This is a genomic window from uncultured Campylobacter sp., assembly GCF_938017705.1.
Taxonomy (GTDB): Bacteria; Campylobacterota; Campylobacteria; order Campylobacterales; family Campylobacteraceae; genus Campylobacter_B.
The window spans coordinates 1-16,023 of sequence record NZ_CALIIS010000125.1 but is presented as its reverse complement, the minus strand read 5'-3'; the positions used below and the strand labels follow the sequence as shown (position 1 = coordinate 16,023).

Genomic DNA, 16,023 nt, shown 5'->3' with positions numbered 1-16,023 from the left:
TTTTTTATATTTTAATCTCGCTCTTATATATATATATATATATATAATTTCACCCATATTTTTTCAAAGGAGAAATTATGGCAGAGAATGAACATCCGGATCATTTAATGTGCCCTTTTTGCGGTAAGGACGACATCAAATACGGTGCGGTCGTATGTAGCGGATGTCAGGCGGAGATCTCTTATAGCAGACCCTGGTTAAAGACGCTTCTTATTTCTATACTTTGGCTGTTCTTTGGAGGGGCTTTTACTAAGGATAGCGGTACTCTATTTTATATCGTCTTGGGTATCGGCGTGTTAGGTATCATTGGATCTATTTTTATGGCGCGAGATCATAGTCCGCAATTTCATAGGATCATGAAGCACGTTAAGTAGCCTATGTTCCATCGTCTATTGGCGGGGATAAATTTTGTAATTCTCCGATTAAATTTAAATTTGGAGAATTGCACTACTTAAATTTTTAAAAGATAAATTATGAATTTTTTCCTAGGCTTTCTTGCCGGTAGCGGTTTGGGTGAGGGGCTTGTAGCTATTATTTTAGTCTGTATGCTCGTATACGTGATAGGTGGTGGCTTTAATGCCGTTATCACTTCCCTTCCTGCTTTTATAGTGTTTTGCGCTGCAAAGGCATTTTTTGGAAGACCTAACTTCTAACGTAAATAATAGATTTGTTACCCTTGTCGTTCCGATCGCTGGAGCTTTAGTGCTAGCATACTTTACGGCTGATGCTGTTTATAAAAGTGAGCAGGCAAAAGATGCTGAGCGCGAAGTGCAGAAGCAACAAAATATGACGCAGCAAGATAAAGTCTATTATATCCAACGCAGTCTGATGTTCGGTGGCTACGGCGTGGCAATCGACGGTAAATGGGGCAAAAAGACCATGCAAGCGGCGCAGAAATATTCGGGCTCGTCCGCGACCTCGATCGACGAGCTTTATGAGGCGATCAGGGCTAAAAAAGAGGGCAGAAGATAAAATTTAAATCGCGAACAAAGTTTGCCTGGCTAAATTTTTAAAATTTGCTGGTTTGTTTATCTCTTATCGGGCGCGCCTTTAAATGCAACGTAGTGATTTCCAAAATTCTTTAGATTCGCCTGGAAGTTTAAATTTTAATATGATTTGAATGCTTTAAAGGCAGAAGGAAATCTGCTTGCATATGATGTCCAGAACTTAAATTTAGAGATTTTGCCTTAGAGGGTTTGGCGAATAACACTGCCGCCGAATGATTCTGACTTAAATTTAATGGATTTCAGCTACAAGACACAGCGAAATTTACGTTACTTTGTGCCTTTTCTAAAAGCATAATGCCTCAGCACTCGAGCGAGCAAAATTTTATCTCACATTGCTACTCTTTGACCTAGAGTCACGCAGCACATTCTACGTCGCGAAAAACTAAAATTCTTATACCTCCGAAGCTCGCATCGTTTGCCAAAAAGCTCATGCCTAAATCAAAATCCATACCTCCCAAAAACCATGCTGGCTAACATTTTTAATTTTGGATTGTAAATGAGATAAATGCCGAGGCGGCAATCTTTAGCGGATGAAATTTTATATGTAAAAAACTGAGGTTTGGATTTACTATGAAAGTTTCAATTTCTTAAACTCGCGACTATATTTTTTCTGCGAAATCGCGTTAAATTTAAGGCTATCTATACTGGAGAAATTAACGGCGTATTCCTTCAAGCAAGCGAGGATGAAAGAGAAGCGGTAATTGCCATTTTCGTAAAATATCTCGCTCGTTATTATTTCGCCGGGCGCCGCGTCGCATCTTTGATCCGAGCTCATAGCGCATTTTAGTTCATAATATCCATTTTGCAAATCTCCGATGTAAAATTTCAAATGCAACTTTTCATTAATTTGCTTTTTGGGTAGCAATAGCGCATCGTTGAAGTTTATGCCCGCAAAAATTCTTTCTAGCGTATGCATATTTTTATGCAGCCCTGCTAAATACGCCTCGTACCGCCGCTCTCTTAAAGCATATTCGCTATCTTTTATATTGCCCCTGATCCAATCTAAGTCAAAATATAGCACTTCAATCTCTTCGGTTTTAAATTTATCGCTGCCTGTTCGCTACAGCCCCAAGAAATTCTCATCGTTTTTGATCTTTTCGATGAGATCAAGCGTGGCGTAAAACTCGTCATAGAAATATGGCATCTCGAGCTTGAAAAATTTAAAGCTTAGCCCCTCCAGCACCTTGAGCGAGTGTTTGTTTTTAAGTAAAAATATGAAAAATACCCCGTCTTTTTCCAGTGCGTTGAGGTAGTTTATTTCGCTTATATTTGCGCGCAGGATCTCAGCGTCGAGGATGACGACGTCGGCTACGTAGATGAAGTCGTTTAGGTGTCTCTTCGCGCTCTCCCAGTTGGAGTTTGGCATCACGTCGCAACCAAGCCCGCTCAAAAAATCTCGCAGCTCCTCGAAGATCGCGCGGTTTTTGTGCGTGATGATGACGTTGTAGTCGTATTTTTTGGCGCTAAAGCTCTGCTGCGCGAAGCAGCTAAGCACAGCATCCATTTTAATAAAGGTTCCGCGCCCGTCAGCTCCAATACTCGGATGCGAACCGAGTGCACGCAAATGGGTCTGCGCCGAAGTAAGATACTCATCATCCGTCGTGCTAGCAGCGCTTTCTAGTGTACTTTTAAGCGCATAGGTGCGCGGATCCTTTAGCTCGCGATCGATACCTACTCGCACGTCGAGCTTGATAGAGCTCATATTTGCTCTAAGTTCCTTACTGCTAAATTCCACGCTTACGCGGATTGGTTCAGCGATATTTTGCAGGAAAAACTCGCACGCGTCAAAGACCGCGCTAGTGAGATTTAGCACCTCGCCGCCGTAGATACGCGGTAGCTGCGGTGGGAAGCTAAGATAGAGCGTGCTGTCGTATTTCGTGCACTCCTCAAATAAAATTTCGCTTTGAAATTTTAAAATTTTTAAAATATCGATCTGCGCGATATCCTCACGTCTGGGCACGACGGAATCGCTTTCTTTGGCTTTAGGCGCAGCGGAGAAAATTTTGCCGCTTACGGCGGGCTTTTTAGCAAAAAATTTTCTTGCCGCAAAGCCTGCCGTCGCAGCCAATATTGCTAGCGCGCCTAAAACCACGGCTTTCATAGCACAAGCATCCCATCGCCATAGGAGTAGAAGCGGTATCTTTGCTCCACTGCGATACGGTAGAGCTCAAGCGTGCGCTCAAGCCCGATGAAGCTCGCTACGAGCATTATCAGCGTGGATTTGGGCAGGTGAAAGTTCGTAAGCAAAAAATTCTGTCTTATCGGCGGATTGCCCGGGTGCAAAAACAGCTCGCAGATTCCGCTATTTTGCCCGTTACGTGCAAAATTTTCGATCGTTCGCGTAACGGTCGTGCCCACGCCTAAAATTTTTCGCTCGCTTTTTAAAATTTGCGCGGTCTGCGGCGGGATAGAGTAGAGCTCGCCGTGCATCTTGTGCTCGCGCAGATCCTCGCATTCCACGGGCTTGAAGGTGCCCGCGCCCACGTGCAGCGTGATGAAGTGGATATCGTGATTTCGGCGCAAATCCGCAATCATCTCGCTATCAAAGTGCAAGCTCGCGGTGGGTGCGGCGACGGCGCCTTGCTCGCGCGCGAAGATGCTTTGGTACCAGCTCGCATCCTCCTTCGTATCGGTGCGCTTGATATACGGCGGCAGCGGCACGTGGCCGATACGTTCACAAATTTCAAAAACATCATGGGTGTTTAAAGCTTTGCCGCTGCGCTCAAACTGCACGATGCGAAGCCCGCCTTCCATCAGCTCGCAAACGCGCGCTTCAAGACCCGCCTCAAAGCTAAGCTCGCTGCCAGCTTTGACGCTGCCGCGAATATAGGCGCTAAATTTATTGCTCTCAAGCGGCGAGTTTAGCAGAAGCTCGATCTTGCCGCCGCTGTTTTTGTGACCGAAAAGGCGCGCCTTAATCACCCGCGTGTCGTTAAAAATAATATCGCAGGGCGGCAGGGCATCCGCCAAATCGCCGAAGTGCGCGTGAGTGATCTGCTCTTTAGCGCGGTCATAGATCAGCAGGCGCGCGCTTTGTTTGGGCATCGCGGGCGCGCTTGCGATGAGCTCGCTAGGAAGCTCGTAATCGTAGCTGCCAACTAAATTTAGATCCGCCATCTTACGCCTGCGCTACGTCCGTGGAATTTTCGCTTTCGTCATCCTCAGGCTTATACGGATTTATCATTTTGGCGATGAAGATCGAAAGCAGATAAAGCGCAATTAGCGGAGTTGCGAGCATAAACTGACTAAGCACGTCCGGCGGCGTCATGACCGCTGCAAAGATGAAAATAATGACGATTGCGTAGCGGAAAAAATCGCTCAGGCTTTTGTTCGTCACAAGCCCGATTTTAGCGAGGAAAAAGGTCACCACCGGAAGCTCGAAGCTGATGCCGAATGCGACTACGAGCTTAGCGAAAAAGCCTACATATTCGCCGATTGTAGGCATCGCAGTAAATTGCTTGGCGCCAAAATTTACCAAGAAATTAAATGCGACGGGGATTACGAAAAAATAGCAAAACGCTGCGCCTAAAAAGAACATAACGCTCGCTCCGCTAACGAAGGGGATGACGTATTTTTTCTCGTTATCGTAAAGCCCAGGCGCTACGAAAAGCCACGCCTGCCAGAAAATTATCGGCATCGCTAGAAGCAGCGAGGTGAAAAACGATACCTTCATCGCGGTAAAAAACGTTTCGCCGAGCTGGGTAAAGATGATCTCACTGCCTTTAGGAAGCACGCGCACCAGCGGACGGGTCATAAAGCCTAAAATATCTTCCCAAAAGCCGAAGCACGCGATGAAAAGGACGATGACGGAAAGCACGGAGATAACTAGGCGCTTGCGAAGCTCGGCTAGATGGGGTTTTAGCTCTTCAAACATTAAATTTCTCTCTCATTATGATTTTTGCGTGTCGTTATTTTGCGCGGAATTTTGCATAGAATTTTGCGCATCGCCGTTTAAATTTGCATTCATATTTTGCGCAGCGCTTTTCGCTTCACCGCTTGCATTCGTATTTTGTGCGGAATTTCCTGCGCTACCCGCGCTCGGTATGGAATTTTCGCCTTTATTTTCGCCGCTCGAATTTGCTTTTAAATTTGCCGTCTCGCTTTGTTTTTGCGCCGAGACTTCCGCGGAATTTAGCGTGTCTTTTACGGAGCCTTCTATATTTTTTAACCCCGCATTTAGCGTCTCTTTGACCGAGTCTATGCCGCCTTTTATCTCGTCGAGCTCCTCAAACGTGAGCTTTTTGCGCACGCCTTCGCTTGCTTGCGTAATACTCTCTTTATATTTTTTGGCGTCCTCTTTGAGCTCGGCGATGCGAAGCTCCTGATCGAAGCTCGATTTTGCGTCGTTGATGGTTTTTTTGATGACTTTGAAGTATTTCGCGAGCTCGACCAGAACTTTTGGGAGTTTCTCGGGCCCCAGCACGATTATCGCGATGATTAAAATGACCGTAATTTCAGGCATACTGATACCAAACATAAAATTTCCTAACGTAAAAAGTGGCGTATTGTAACTAAAATTTCATTAATCTTAAATTTAGCGCCCGCGGCGGCTTTCTTGCGTAATAAAAAGCGCAATCTCGTCGGCGAGCAAAAAGTTAGGATTATAAAATTTACCCTCGCCGAATTTCAGCTTTTTTGCCCGCACGAGCAGCTGCGCGTTACTTAGCTCCGCGGCGTTTAAAATTTGCGCGTCCACGCCCAAAATACAGCGCAGCCCAAGAAATATGCGCTCGAGCTTTTTATCCTGCGCGCTTAGAGTTTCGCGCTGTTTTTGCAGCGGATCTGCGATGTAATCTCGCAAATTTTTAGGCGAGCTAAGGCGCACCTGCCCGCTTGTGCCCACGGCAAACGCTCCAAACCCGGCGTAATTCTCGCCGCGCCAGTAGGCGAGATTGTGCTTACAGCGCAGTCCGCGCGCGGCAAAATTTGAAATTTCATACTGACTAAAGCCGCTATCCGCCGCAAGGGCAAAGAGAAATTTAGCTAGAGCCGCGCTTTCCCTTTTGAAGCTTTCGCGCCCAAAAAAGGGCGTGTTTTCCTCAAGGCTTAGCGCATAGGCGCTTAGATGCGGCACTTCACAGCGCGCAAGCTCAGCCATTTCAAATTTTAAATTCCTTTTATCGTCAAATTTGCTCGCATAGATTAGATCTAAATTTATATTATCAAAGCCCGCTGCTTTGGCATTTTGCACCGCCAGAAAAATCTGCGCCGCACTGTGCGCGCGACCAAGGAATTTTAGCTTGGCGTCGTTGAAGCTTTGCGCGCCGAAGCTGATGCGATTTACGCCGAGCCCCTGCATCGTCCTAAGCCAGGCGGGGCTAGCGGAGTTTGGATTAGCTTCCGAGCTGATTTCGGCTTTGGCGGTAAAATGCGGCGCAAGCAGCGCAAAAATTCCATTATAAAGCCCTGCATCTACGGCACTTGGCGTGCCTCCGCCGATAAAAAGCGTCGAAATTTGCGCATGCGGATTTTTCGCCAAAAAGTCGCGCACTTCAAGCCGCAGTGCCGAAAAATACTTGCGCACGAGGCTAAATTTGTCGCTGAAGGAGCCAAAAGCGCAATACGGGCATTTTGAGGTGCAAAACGGCACGTGGATGTAGATGTGCAAGGGCGGTCCTATAGGCTAAATTTACGTCGCAAAATTTAGCGAATTAATTTGAAAATTTATATAAATTTTAAGCCTCTTAACGCAAATTTTAATATTTTTAGGTAGAATTTTGAGAAATTTTTTGTGAGAAAACGAGATGGAAAAAGAGAAAAATTACAGACCGAATGTCGCTGCAATCGTACTTTCGCCCTCGTATCCGTTTAATTGCGAAATTTTAATCGCGCAACGAAGCGACATCAAAGGCGCTTGGCAGTTTCCTCAAGGTGGTATCGACGATGGTGAGACGCCTAAGATGGCGATCCGCAGAGAGCTAGGTGAGGAGATCGGAACAAGCAAAGTCGATATCATCGCTGAGTGCCCGAAGTGGCTTAGCTACGACTTTCCCGATGGGGTAGCTCAAAAGATGCGCCCATACGACGGGCAAATTCAAAGGTATTTTTTGGTGAGATTGCGAAGCTTAGCCGATATAAACATCAATACCAAACTTCCGGAGTTCGACGCATTTAAATTCGTAGGCGCGAATGAGGTTTTAAGGCACGTAAATCACTTCAAAAAGCCGATTTACGCGACGGTTTTAAAATATTTTAAGGAGGAGGGCTACATTTAATGCTGATCGTTCAAAAATACGGCGGTACGAGCGTCGGTACGCTAGAGCGGATCGAGGCGGTTGCGCAGCGCGTGATAAAGACTAAAAACGAAGGACACGATGTCGCGGTAATCGTATCTGCGATGAGCGGCGTTACCAATCAGCTCATCGAGCAAGCGGAATTTTTTACTAAAACTCCCGTAGGCAGAGAGATGGATGTGCTGTTAAGCTCGGGCGAGCGCGTTACGAGCGCACTTTTAGCTATCGCGCTAAATGCCAAGGGCTATGCTGCGATCGCATTTAGCGGGCGTGGTGCGGGCATCGTGACGGATAATTTTCACACCAAAGCTCGCATCGTCTCTATCGATCCAAAAAGTATGCAAGAGGCGCTAAAACAGGGCAAAATCGTCGTCGTCGCGGGTTTTCAGGGCATCAGCACCGCAGGCGAAGTAACTACGCTCGGGCGAGGCGGAAGCGATCTTAGCGCAGTCGCCGTCGCAGGAGCGCTGAATGCCGATCTGTGCGAAATTTACACCGATGTAGACGGCGTATATACGACCGATCCGCGCATCGAGCCGAAAGCTAAAAAGCTTGATCGCATCAGCTACGACGAGATGCTTGAGCTTGCGAGCTTGGGGGCGAAGGTTTTGCAAAATCGAAGCGTTGAGCTTGCAAAGAAATTAAACGTAAATTTGGTGACGCGAAGCAGTTTTAACGATCATGAAGGAACACTCATAACAGGAGAAGAAAAGATGGAAGATGCGGTAATTAGCGGCATTGCACTGGATAAAAATCAAGCAAGAATCACGATTAGAAACGTAGAGGATCGCCCTGGCGTCGCGGCTGAAATTTTCTCCGCGCTTGCAAGCAAGGAGATCAACGTCGATATGATCGTGCAAAATATCGGACGAAACGGCGAGACGAATTTGGGCTTTACCGTGCCGCAAAACGAGCTGGAAACGGCCTATAGGGTAATGAAAGAGGTAAATCCAAATCCGAATTCCATCATCGAATCGGATGCCGATATCGTAAAGGTTTCTTTGGTAGGCGTAGGTATGAAAAGCCATAGCGGTATAGCCAGCAAGGCGTTTAAGACGCTTGCGGACGAAGGGATAAATATCCAGATGATCTCCACGAGCGAGATTAAAATTTCGATGATCGTAGAGGCCAAATACGGCGAGCTCGCCGTGCGCGCGCTGCATAAAGCCTACGATTTGGATAAATAATGCAGGATCTGCACACTTGGAGCGTCACGGCGATGCGCTCCGAGCCCGGACTTGAGTGGCTCGAGAATCGCAAGGAGGACTGGACGCCGCTTTTAGCATCAAAGCTAAAATTCCTCCACGACGGCTTTGCTTTCATCGTCATCTGCGACGATGAGCGAAGCTGGTTTAGCGAATACATCATCAAAAAGATCAACTCCTCTACCAACTCCCGCCCGCTGCTGCCGTTTTTTTCGCTGCGCTCGCTCTACCGTGGCGGCGTAAATAGCCTCGAGGACGCGCTGCTGCTAAACGATATGCTAAGCCTCGCGTTTGCCAACGGCTTTATATATTTTTACATCGGCAACGGCAACCATCCGCTAGCCAAAATCGCCAAAAGCCACGAAGATAGCTATCTGTGGCTCATCGACGAGAGGCTGCAAAACAGCTTCTATATGAGCGAGAGCGATCCGAGCTTGGATCTCAAACTGATCCAGCTTTTTAAAATTTTAGACAAAAGCATCGACGCCGTGCTTTTTGACGAAGTGGTGCTTTGAAAATCATAAATCAGATCGTTTTGACGGGCGATTATGAGGGCTTTAAAGATAAAATTTTAGCCGAAATTCCGCCCAAAAATTTAAGGTTTTTCGAAAGCACTGAACTTAAGATCGACGAGGCGCGAAAGATCATAGACGAAGCCTACGTCGCCGAGCGCGAGGATAAGATCATCGTCATCGCCGCTACGAAATTCGGCGAAGAGGCACAAAACGCTCTGCTTAAAATTTTAGAAGAGCCGCCTAAAAATACGGTGTTTTTCCTGATCACCCCCTTCATCAACGCCCTGCTGCCTACCATCCGCTCGCGCCTCGTGGTGCAAAATCTCTGCGTGCGAAAGTCCAGATACCGTACCGGGTTAAATTTAGCCAAACTCAGCCTAAAGGAAGCGGTGGAGTTTATCGACGCGCAGATCGCGCTGGAGCGCAAGGGCGAGCTGGATAAAACGGCGCTAAAAGCGCTCATCGGCGAGATCGCGCTAGAGTGCTTCGAAGCGGGCGTCAGGTTAAGCGGCGATGAGCTGCAGCGGATTGACCGCTTGAGTTACCTTGCCGAGCACAACGCCAAAGCCCACGCCGTGCTTACTCCGCTACTTTTGATGATAGAGGAGAAAAGATGAAAATTTATAAAATTTCAAACGAAGCCGACTTTGCGCTGATTTGTGAGCGTATCGGCGTGCGAAATGCGGGACGGGCGATAATGCAGAAAAAATCGCGCCTAAACTTTTTCTATCTAAAAGACCTGCGAGCGCCCGCAGCGAATATTTTAAAACAAGACGCCCTTAGTATCGGCGCCGAGCTTGCATGTAACGAAGGGGTGATCCTAGGACGGGACGATACGGACGCGGTTTTGATCGCAAACGACCGCCAGATCGAGGTTCTGGCGCAAAAGGAAGCTCTGCAGGATTTTGGGCTAAAAGAGCTCGCGAAATTTCTAGGCAAGAAATTTGCTAAGCCGCAAAGCTGTGAAATAATGGGTGTCGTCAATATCAACTCCGACAGCTTCAATCCCGCAAGCCGCGCGGCAAGCTTAAAAGAGGCGATCTGCAAGATCGAAAAGATGATCGAGCAGGGCGCCGCTATTATCGATATCGGCGGCGTGAGCTCGCGCCCGGGTAGCCAGTACTGCGGTAGAGATGAGGAGTTTGCGCGCATAAAGGACGTGCTGAGCGAAATTTATCGCCTGCGTCTGCATGAAAAGGCTAAATTTAGCCTCGATAGCTTCGATGAGTATTGTTTGGAATTTGCGCTAGATCGGGGCTTTAGCATTATCAACGACATCAGCGCGAACCTCGCTCTTGCTCCGCTTGCGCTTCGCTACGACGCCGCTTACGTGCTGATGCACATGCAGGGAAATCCGCAAAATATGCAGCTTGCGCCTAAATATGACGATCTGATGGGCGAGATCGATGAATTTTTTGCGCAAAATCTGCAGCAGCTGCAAAGCGTGGGACTTAAAAAGATCATCCTTGACGTGGGCATCGGCTTTGGCAAGACCGCCGAGCAAAATTTGGTGCTGATTAAAAATTTGCAGCATTTCTTGCACTTCGGCTGCCCGTTGCTCGTGGGCGCGAGCAGAAAGAGCGTTATAGATTTTTACAGCCCCTCTGCGGTCGCGGACAGGCTCGCAGGCTCGCTGTATCTGCATCAGATCGCCGCTTTAAACGGCGCTTCGATCATCCGCACGCACGACGTTTTCGAGCACGCTCAAATGCTAAATCTAATGTGCGCGATGGACGCCGCCGCGGTAAAATTTTAAAATTTTGTGGAATTTTCGTGAAATTTCATATTTTTCACTAAATTTTTACAAATCCGCCTTATGCGGAATTTTAAAATTCCTCAAGGAAATATTTTAATTCTTTTAAAATTTTGCAAAAGAGCTTTTGCGGAATTTTATCCGCGTTTTATTTTGCGCCTAAGCTTTCGTGCGCTTGCTCGTCGAAACTTATAAAAATTTATAAAATTTCGCTCTATTTATGCGATCCGTCAAGTAGCGAAGTAAAGAGGGATAAATTCTAGCGATGATTGCACGGATTATTTGCTGCGCGAGCCGAGTTATTTCATTTTTGGGCGGAACGAGCGCTTTACGTCAAAGCCCTTGCTAACGATTTTTATATCATTTGGTATCGTGCCTGCCGGAGCGGAGGCGTCCTTTTTGGCGGATAAAAACTCGACTAAGCTTTGCCAGACGAAATCGGCGTTCAGATAAAACCCCATCGCGTTAAGCTGTGGATTTATCGCTGCGGTGTGAATGTTCTGTGTGAGCTTAAAAAATACGATTGGGGCGCTCAAAATTTCATCTTTGCTTATAATTTTATCGTCGCGAACAATATTTTTTAGTGTCGTTTTGCGGTCGCCCTCTAGCGCCACGAGCTGTAGAATTTCTTCGCGCGTAGCCTGCTCGCCGACCTTGCTGAGCCACGAGACGATATGGGCGCGAAATCCATCGCTAAAGCTCAAAGTTCTGTCATTCTGATACTGCCTTCTTAGCTCCGTCTCGTCAAACTCTAGGCTTGTGTAAATTTTACCCTGAGAGGCGAAAATATGGACTAAATTTTTACCGATGAAAATCACGGAGTGAAGCAGGCGCGGCAGTTTATTTACGTCAGTTTTGCTCCAGTTTATAAATTTACCGCCGATAAAGCGGTACCCGCTAAGCTTCCTTTCAAAGACCTTTTTATCGCCCTCGTCAAGCCTCCATAGCTCGTCCGCACTGACTGGAGTAGAGTTTCTGCGGTCATAGACCAAAGTCTCGTCAAGCCCGTATTTTGACACCATAAAATCGTAATTATCTTTAAATTTCGAGATAATTTTCATGTTCGTTCCCTAAAATTTTATCTTTCAAAAGCTTCCTAATCGGCGCGCTTTGCACCGAAGCCAACGCAAAATTTTATCGCTGCAAATTTGCGCTGCGAACCTCGCAAATTTTACTAAAATTTACTGCTAAATCGCCAAAATTTATATCGTAAGCCCACGGCTTGCTCAATTTTACCGCGTGCCGGCAAAATGGTAAAACCGAACGAAAAGCGTGCGGTGCGGCAAATTTTAAATTTATTTTACGCGGCGGCGTAGAGTTTTAAAATTTATTTTCTGCGATGGCGCAAAATTTTAAATTTATCTGCCGCAAAAACAGAGGCCGCTACCGCTTAAAGTCGTGGATTTCGATATTTGCGCCATATTTTTTGCAAAGTTCGCTTACCTTGTCTTTTAGCCTTTCCTCGTCATAGCAGATGAGATCGATGTATACGCGCTTCTGCCCGGTTGCGCCGCCGATTATCTCCAGAAACGAGCCGCAGCCTTCCAGCTCCTCGTCCTCGATTTTGTTTCGCAGATCAAAGCCTGCCTGCACGTCGCCGCCGTTATCGATGCTAAGAAAGCAAAATTTGATGCCAAGCTCAAAGGCTTCGTTATAGATGTCGCGCTTGCCGCCTAGGTACTCGCCTATGAGATTTCGCAGGCAGGTTGTGCCCACGATCACGTCCTCGCGCACCTCGCTGCCGCGCGGCTCCATCTTGTAGCTGAAAAAATTCTTTAGCGGTTCGCGCGCGGCTTTTTCGCCGAATTTCTCATCGATCAGATCGGCGAATTCGCTTAGCGGCACGCCGTTTTCCTGCGGCTTATCAAGCACTTCAAGCATGCCCAAAGTGTTAATGACCGTCGTCTCGCCGATGATATTATCAAGCAGGATGAAGCTTAGATTGCCCGCCTTGCCTTCATCCTGCGCGAGCAGAGCCGCTAGGTTTTTGTTGTAAATTTTAATATCCACGTCGCTTTCGTTAAACTGCGCGTAGATCATCGACTCCTCGGCGTTTACGCGCGTATCGTACATCTCGATCCCGCCGATACCTCGCGGCGCGCGCGGCTTTCCGAGCGTGCAGAGCATTCTGTCCTCAAGCTGCTTTGGCATAGCGTTTTTGATGAAGCTTAGCCAAAATAAGCGATGTCTCATACCCTCGGGAGTCAGCACCAAATCAAGCTTATCGTCCACGAGCCCCGTCATAAAATATGGCTCGGCAAGGCAGATACGAAGTTTCTCATCGGTCTTTTGCATTGCCTTTTCAAACCCTTCCGCCGCCAGATCGGCCTTGATCTCGTCTATCGCGCCGCTAAATTCCGCCCAAAATTTATCCACTCTGCCCGCGAACGTGCTCGGCTCCTGCGCCTTTTCAGCCTTTTTGCTCAAACCGAATAGCCCCATAATCTCTCCTTTAATTAAATTTAAACGCAATTATAGCCAATTTTAGCGCGGGCGCGGAACGCAAGCCGTAAGACCGCCCTGCTCTTCTGTGCTCCGATATACGGTCCGCGCGGTGAAATTTTGCCTGCCATTTTAATCAGGCAAATGAAAGTAAATTTAAAATACAATACGAATCTCAACTAAATTTAAGGAGAGCAAATGGGACTATTTAAAAAACTATTCGGCGGCGATGACGCGGACTCAAAAAATGGCGATAGCAAGGGCGAGCAAGGCGGAAACGCCGCGGCAAAAGACGCAAAAGAGAGCGAGCCCGTGTTTTACGCGGACGGTGAAGATGAAGCGATGCTAAAGGCATTCGAACAGGCGTGAAAGAGCTTTCGCTACTTCTGGCGCGAGCTGTACTGGGAGCGCCTCCGCATCGCCCCCGCGCTTAGCTTTGCCTGCGTCAAGATCGCCTTTTCGCAGGAGCTAAACGGCAGCACCGAGGTCGAGCATATGTGGGTAAACGACGTGTATTTTGACGGCGAGCGCGTTTGCGGCGTGCTCGTAAACGACCCGAACGTGCTAAGCAACGTCAAAAACGGCGACGAAGTCGCGGTGCCGCTAGAGCAGATCAGCGACTGGATGTTTGCGATAGAGGGCAAGACCTACGGCGGCTTTAGCGTGCAGGCGATGCGCAAAGCTATGAGCCAGAGCGAGCGCGCCGAGCACGACGAGGCGTGGGGGTTAAATTTCGGCGATCCTGACGTCGTGCTGGTGGCGTACGAACAGCAGGAGCATCCGCAAAATTTAACCGAGCACCCGATGAGCGTCAATACGAAGAAAAATTTCGAGGAGTTTTTGCGCGGGTATCCGGACGAGATCACGCGCACGGACGATGAGGGCTACACGATGCTGCACCACGAGGCGATCGCGGGCAACCGCACGAGGCTCGAGCTTTTGCTTGCTAAGGGTGCGGATAAAAACGCTAAAAATATCCACGGCAAAACCGCACTCGATTATGCTAGAGCACTCGGCTGGGATCACGTCGCGGAGGCGCTTAGCGAGTAGATAGCGTTTTACAGCCTATGCGGGCGGGCTAAATTTGGCTGTAAATTAAAATTTAGCCTGCGCCCTGTGCCCCCTTTTTTACCCAAGCCAATAACCCGTAAATTCCTTTTAATCAAATTTAGGCAGCATGAAGCTATTTTAAAATTTTACGAAAGCTGCATTTTAAAATTTTTTAGTAAAATAAAACGCAAAGGAGCTAAGATGGCGACGATCAATATAAAAACACAAAACGATAATACCATAAAAGCTATAAAGGCTTTGCTGCTACTTGATCCAACGGCGACTATAGTTTGCGACGAACCTATGCTAAGCGAATCCGATCAAAAAAAGCTCGACGAGATAATAGATCGATCGGACAAAGGCGAATTGAAGCTTTATAACGATGATGAGATAAAAGAAAGGTTAGCCGAAAAAGGGCTCGCGTGGTAATTTTATACTCTGAAAATTTCGTAAGCGAACTCGAAAATATCGCCAATTTTATAGCTTTGCACAGCGAAGCTCGGGCTGATGATTTTATGCGCGAGCTCAAAACGAAATCGAGAAAATCCCCTTTATGCCGTATCGCTTTAGAAAAAATTTAAAACAAAACAGAAACGACGTCAGAGAGATGATCTTTAAAAGCTATGTGGTACCTTTTCAGATCAAAAAGGACAGCATTATAATTCTATCCATCTTTAAAATGCAATTTGACGCGCTTTAGCTAAAATTTTGATTTTACCCTCACGTGCACTGAAAGCAGCCGCCCAAAACCTCGCATTTCTCGCAGATCTGCACGTATATGACCCCCTCGCCCTGCACCAGCTCGCCGAATGGGATCTGCGCTAGGTCGCAGTCGGCACGGCAGAGCTCGACGGCCACGGCACAATCAGGCAGGGATTTGTCGAGATGAGCAACGTCCGGCTAGTCGAGGAGATGATCGACCTCATTACGGCTCAGCGCGCGTATGAGGCCAACTCAAAGGCGATCACGACGAGCGACGATATGCTCTCGATCGTAAATAGCCTAAACTAGACTAAATTTACGCTGCCGCGCCTGAAACTGCCTTGCGGATTTCGGGTTAGGCGGCTTTTTAAATTTGACCCGCTTTTGCCGTTTCTTTTGGCGGGCTGGGGTTAAATTTAAACTAAATTTAGCGGTCTTTACGCTGCGACTAGCGAAAGCTAAATTTGAGTAAATTTAGGCTAAATTTTGCAGAGCCGCGGTTTTTTGAGGCGTCAAGGCAGCTCAATTTACCCAGATTTATCGCCTTTTAGCGTCCTAACTCACAATCCTTGCTCGTCTAGGATTTTATATTTGTCGCAACCGCCTTTATCTCCCAAATCGCATGCCTTGCCGAAATACTTTTTGGCTATTTTTTCGTCTCGTTTCATCCCTTGACCGTTGTGATATAAAATTCCGACATTAAAACAACCTTGTGCAATTTCAAATTCACAAGTTTTTGAAAATAACTCGGCTGCATTTTTGTAGTTTTGCTCCACGCCTTGACCGTTAGTATACAAAACCCCAAGATTATAGCAGCTCATTTTTTCTCCCATCTTACAAGCTTTTAAGAATAGTGCGCTTGCCTTTTTATAGTCTTGCATGGTTCCCCGTCCTTTTTCGTATAAAACTCCTAAGTTGTAGCAGCCTGTTTCATCTCCTAATTCGCAAGCTTCGGAGAAAAAAATTCTAGCTTTTTCGTAATCTTGTTTTATGCCTAATCCTTTATTGTAAGCTACTCCTAGGTTAAAACATCCTTGGCTAATCTTTCTATCGTAGGCATTTTGAAAAAAATTTATATCTGAGAGCTTTATATCCTCGCCCGCCGCAAACAAAATC

21 protein-coding genes and 2 pseudogenes are annotated in these 16,023 nt (G+C 47.1%); 13 read left to right on the top strand and 10 right to left on the bottom strand.

The window, feature by feature from the left end:
• The first annotated feature begins 107 nt into the window (after nt 1-107).
• Together Q0605_RS06220 and Q0605_RS06215 are read left to right on the top strand one after the other, a co-directional pair.
• Nucleotides 108-374 (top strand): hypothetical protein, encoded by a 267-nt coding sequence (locus Q0605_RS06220; RefSeq protein WP_298705179.1) that lies wholly within the window; start codon nt 108-110, stop codon nt 372-374.
• Between the two features lie 259 nt (nt 375-633).
• Entirely contained in the window at nt 634-972 is a 339-nt protein-coding gene (locus Q0605_RS06215; RefSeq protein WP_298705177.1) for a hypothetical protein, read from the top strand.
• Nucleotides 973-1,575: 603 nt separating this feature from the next.
• On the opposite strand, the gene Q0605_RS06210 is transcribed toward Q0605_RS06215, so the two are convergent.
• From Q0605_RS06210 to hemW, 6 genes are read right to left on the bottom strand one after another with little or no spacing between them, the layout of a single operon-like run.
• On the bottom strand, nt 1,576-2,028 hold the full coding sequence (locus Q0605_RS06210) for a hypothetical protein (protein WP_297926343.1): 453 nt from the start codon (nt 2,026-2,028) through the stop codon (nt 1,576-1,578).
• A gap of 39 nt (nt 2,029-2,067) precedes the next feature.
• Nucleotides 2,068-3,108: a hypothetical protein gene (locus tag Q0605_RS06205; protein ID WP_298705175.1), complete on the bottom strand. Its 1,041-nt coding sequence runs from the start codon at nt 3,106-3,108 to the stop codon at nt 2,068-2,070.
• On the bottom strand, nt 3,105-4,124 hold the full coding sequence (gene queA / locus Q0605_RS06200; protein WP_298705173.1) for a tRNA preQ1(34) S-adenosylmethionine ribosyltransferase-isomerase QueA: 1,020 nt from the start codon (nt 4,122-4,124) through the stop codon (nt 3,105-3,107). The genes Q0605_RS06205 and queA overlap by 4 nt, the downstream gene beginning before the upstream one ends.
• A gap of 1 nt (nt 4,125) precedes the next feature.
• Nucleotides 4,126-4,881, bottom strand: a complete 756-nt coding sequence (gene tatC / locus Q0605_RS06195) for a twin-arginine translocase subunit TatC (protein WP_298705171.1) — start codon at nt 4,879-4,881, stop codon at nt 4,126-4,128.
• A gap of 15 nt (nt 4,882-4,896) precedes the next feature.
• Nucleotides 4,897-5,484 carry a Sec-independent protein translocase protein TatB gene (gene tatB, locus Q0605_RS06190; protein ID WP_298705169.1) on the bottom strand — a complete coding sequence of 196 codons (588 nt, stop codon included), beginning with the start codon at nt 5,482-5,484 and terminating at the stop codon, nt 4,897-4,899.
• Between the two features lie 57 nt (nt 5,485-5,541).
• Nucleotides 5,542-6,615: a radical SAM family heme chaperone HemW gene (hemW, locus tag Q0605_RS06185; protein ID WP_298705167.1), complete on the bottom strand. Its 1,074-nt coding sequence runs from the start codon at nt 6,613-6,615 to the stop codon at nt 5,542-5,544.
• 136 nt (nt 6,616-6,751) lie between these two features.
• Between hemW and Q0605_RS06180 the strand changes: the two genes are divergently transcribed.
• The 5 genes from Q0605_RS06180 to folP are packed head-to-tail and all read left to right on the top strand — an operon-like array spanning nt 6,752 to nt 10,716.
• Entirely contained in the window at nt 6,752-7,222 is a 471-nt protein-coding gene (locus Q0605_RS06180) for an RNA pyrophosphohydrolase (protein WP_005873256.1), read from the top strand.
• On the top strand, nt 7,222-8,427 hold the full coding sequence (locus tag Q0605_RS06175) for an aspartate kinase (RefSeq protein ID WP_297880342.1): 1,206 nt from the start codon (nt 7,222-7,224) through the stop codon (nt 8,425-8,427). Before Q0605_RS06180 ends, Q0605_RS06175 begins: the two co-directional genes overlap by 1 nt.
• Nucleotides 8,427-8,960, top strand: a complete 534-nt coding sequence (locus Q0605_RS06170; protein ID WP_298705165.1) for a HobA family DNA replication regulator — start codon at nt 8,427-8,429, stop codon at nt 8,958-8,960. The genes Q0605_RS06175 and Q0605_RS06170 overlap by 1 nt, the downstream gene beginning before the upstream one ends.
• Nucleotides 8,957-9,577, top strand: coding sequence for a DNA polymerase III subunit delta' (locus tag Q0605_RS06165; protein ID WP_298705163.1), 621 nt, complete (start codon nt 8,957-8,959; stop codon nt 9,575-9,577). Before Q0605_RS06170 ends, Q0605_RS06165 begins: the two co-directional genes overlap by 4 nt.
• Complete coding sequence (folP, locus tag Q0605_RS06160) at nt 9,574-10,716, top strand: dihydropteroate synthase (protein ID WP_298705161.1); 1,143 nt, start codon at nt 9,574-9,576, stop codon at nt 10,714-10,716. The genes Q0605_RS06165 and folP overlap by 4 nt, the downstream gene beginning before the upstream one ends.
• A 296-nt stretch (nt 10,717-11,012) precedes the next feature.
• Here the strand turns inward: folP and Q0605_RS06155 are convergent, their stop codons facing one another.
• Complete coding sequence (locus tag Q0605_RS06155) at nt 11,013-11,774, bottom strand: hypothetical protein (RefSeq protein ID WP_298705159.1); 762 nt, start codon at nt 11,772-11,774, stop codon at nt 11,013-11,015.
• 322 nt (nt 11,775-12,096) lie between these two features.
• On the bottom strand, nt 12,097-13,155 hold the full coding sequence (locus tag Q0605_RS06150; RefSeq protein ID WP_298705157.1) for a hypothetical protein: 1,059 nt from the start codon (nt 13,153-13,155) through the stop codon (nt 12,097-12,099).
• Between the two features lie 198 nt (nt 13,156-13,353).
• Between Q0605_RS06150 and Q0605_RS06145 the strand changes: the two genes are divergently transcribed.
• The 5 genes and pseudogenes from Q0605_RS06145 to Q0605_RS06125 all read left to right on the top strand — a co-directional run bounded on the left by Q0605_RS06145 (nt 13,354) and on the right by Q0605_RS06125 (nt 14,905).
• Nucleotides 13,354-13,524, top strand: coding sequence for a hypothetical protein (locus Q0605_RS06145; protein WP_298705155.1), 171 nt, complete (start codon nt 13,354-13,356; stop codon nt 13,522-13,524).
• Nucleotides 13,525-13,536: 12 nt separating this feature from the next.
• A pseudogene (locus tag Q0605_RS06140) lies at nt 13,537-13,878 on the top strand (DUF2314 domain-containing protein); the annotation flags it as partial.
• Nucleotides 13,879-13,959: 81 nt separating this feature from the next.
• Nucleotides 13,960-14,205, top strand: coding sequence for an ankyrin repeat domain-containing protein (locus Q0605_RS06135; RefSeq protein ID WP_298705181.1), 246 nt, complete (start codon nt 13,960-13,962; stop codon nt 14,203-14,205).
• 201 nt (nt 14,206-14,406) lie between these two features.
• Complete coding sequence (locus Q0605_RS06130; protein ID WP_298099584.1) at nt 14,407-14,634, top strand: hypothetical protein; 228 nt, start codon at nt 14,407-14,409, stop codon at nt 14,632-14,634.
• 124 nt (nt 14,635-14,758) lie between these two features.
• Entirely contained in the window at nt 14,759-14,905 is a 147-nt protein-coding gene (locus tag Q0605_RS06125) for a hypothetical protein (protein WP_298705153.1), read from the top strand.
• Between the two features lie 20 nt (nt 14,906-14,925).
• Here the strand turns inward: Q0605_RS06125 and Q0605_RS06120 are convergent, their stop codons facing one another.
• The gene (locus Q0605_RS06120; protein WP_297961293.1) at nt 14,926-15,063 is read right to left on the bottom strand and encodes a hypothetical protein; all 138 of its coding nucleotides are present in this window, start codon (nt 15,061-15,063) and stop codon (nt 14,926-14,928) included.
• Here Q0605_RS06120 and Q0605_RS06115 point away from each other — a divergent pair.
• A pseudogene (locus Q0605_RS06115) lies at nt 15,058-15,216 on the top strand (flagellar basal body rod C-terminal domain-containing protein); the annotation flags it as partial. The gene Q0605_RS06120 and the pseudogene Q0605_RS06115 sit on opposite strands and share 6 nt — an antisense overlap.
• Before the next feature lie 251 nt (nt 15,217-15,467).
• Here the strand turns inward: Q0605_RS06115 and Q0605_RS06110 are convergent.
• Nucleotides 15,468-16,023, bottom strand: a 556-nt coding sequence (locus Q0605_RS06110; RefSeq protein ID WP_298705151.1) for a tetratricopeptide repeat protein, incomplete at its 5' end; no start/stop codon positions are given.

What these genes read in the sequence shown, in the direction of transcription:
- Q0605_RS06135 (WP_298705181.1), top strand. Translation starts at nt 13,960, where the DNA reads ATGAGCGTCAATACGAAGAAAAATTTCGAGGAGTTTTTGCGCGGGTAT.
- Q0605_RS06175 (WP_297880342.1), top strand. Translation starts at nt 7,222, where the DNA reads ATGCTGATCGTTCAAAAATACGGCGGTACGAGCGTCGGTACGCTAGAG.
- queA (WP_298705173.1), bottom strand. Translation starts at nt 4,124, where the DNA reads ATGGCGGATCTAAATTTAGTTGGCAGCTACGATTACGAGCTTCCTAGC.
- folP (WP_298705161.1), top strand. Translation starts at nt 9,574, where the DNA reads ATGAAAATTTATAAAATTTCAAACGAAGCCGACTTTGCGCTGATTTGT.
- Q0605_RS06125 (WP_298705153.1), top strand. Translation starts at nt 14,759, where the DNA reads ATGCCGTATCGCTTTAGAAAAAATTTAAAACAAAACAGAAACGACGTC.
- Q0605_RS06170 (WP_298705165.1), top strand. Translation starts at nt 8,427, where the DNA reads ATGCAGGATCTGCACACTTGGAGCGTCACGGCGATGCGCTCCGAGCCC.
- Q0605_RS06145 (WP_298705155.1), top strand. Translation starts at nt 13,354, where the DNA reads ATGGGACTATTTAAAAAACTATTCGGCGGCGATGACGCGGACTCAAAA.
- Q0605_RS06220 (WP_298705179.1), top strand. Translation starts at nt 108, where the DNA reads ATGTGCCCTTTTTGCGGTAAGGACGACATCAAATACGGTGCGGTCGTA.
- Q0605_RS06205 (WP_298705175.1), bottom strand. Translation starts at nt 3,108, where the DNA reads ATGAAAGCCGTGGTTTTAGGCGCGCTAGCAATATTGGCTGCGACGGCA.
- Q0605_RS06130 (WP_298099584.1), top strand. Translation starts at nt 14,407, where the DNA reads ATGGCGACGATCAATATAAAAACACAAAACGATAATACCATAAAAGCT.
- tatB (WP_298705169.1), bottom strand. Translation starts at nt 5,484, where the DNA reads ATGTTTGGTATCAGTATGCCTGAAATTACGGTCATTTTAATCATCGCG.
- Q0605_RS06180 (WP_005873256.1), top strand. Translation starts at nt 6,752, where the DNA reads ATGGAAAAAGAGAAAAATTACAGACCGAATGTCGCTGCAATCGTACTT.
- tatC (WP_298705171.1), bottom strand. Translation starts at nt 4,881, where the DNA reads ATGTTTGAAGAGCTAAAACCCCATCTAGCCGAGCTTCGCAAGCGCCTA.
- Q0605_RS06150 (WP_298705157.1), bottom strand. Translation starts at nt 13,155, where the DNA reads ATGGGGCTATTCGGTTTGAGCAAAAAGGCTGAAAAGGCGCAGGAGCCG.
- Q0605_RS06155 (WP_298705159.1), bottom strand. Translation starts at nt 11,774, where the DNA reads ATGAAAATTATCTCGAAATTTAAAGATAATTACGATTTTATGGTGTCA.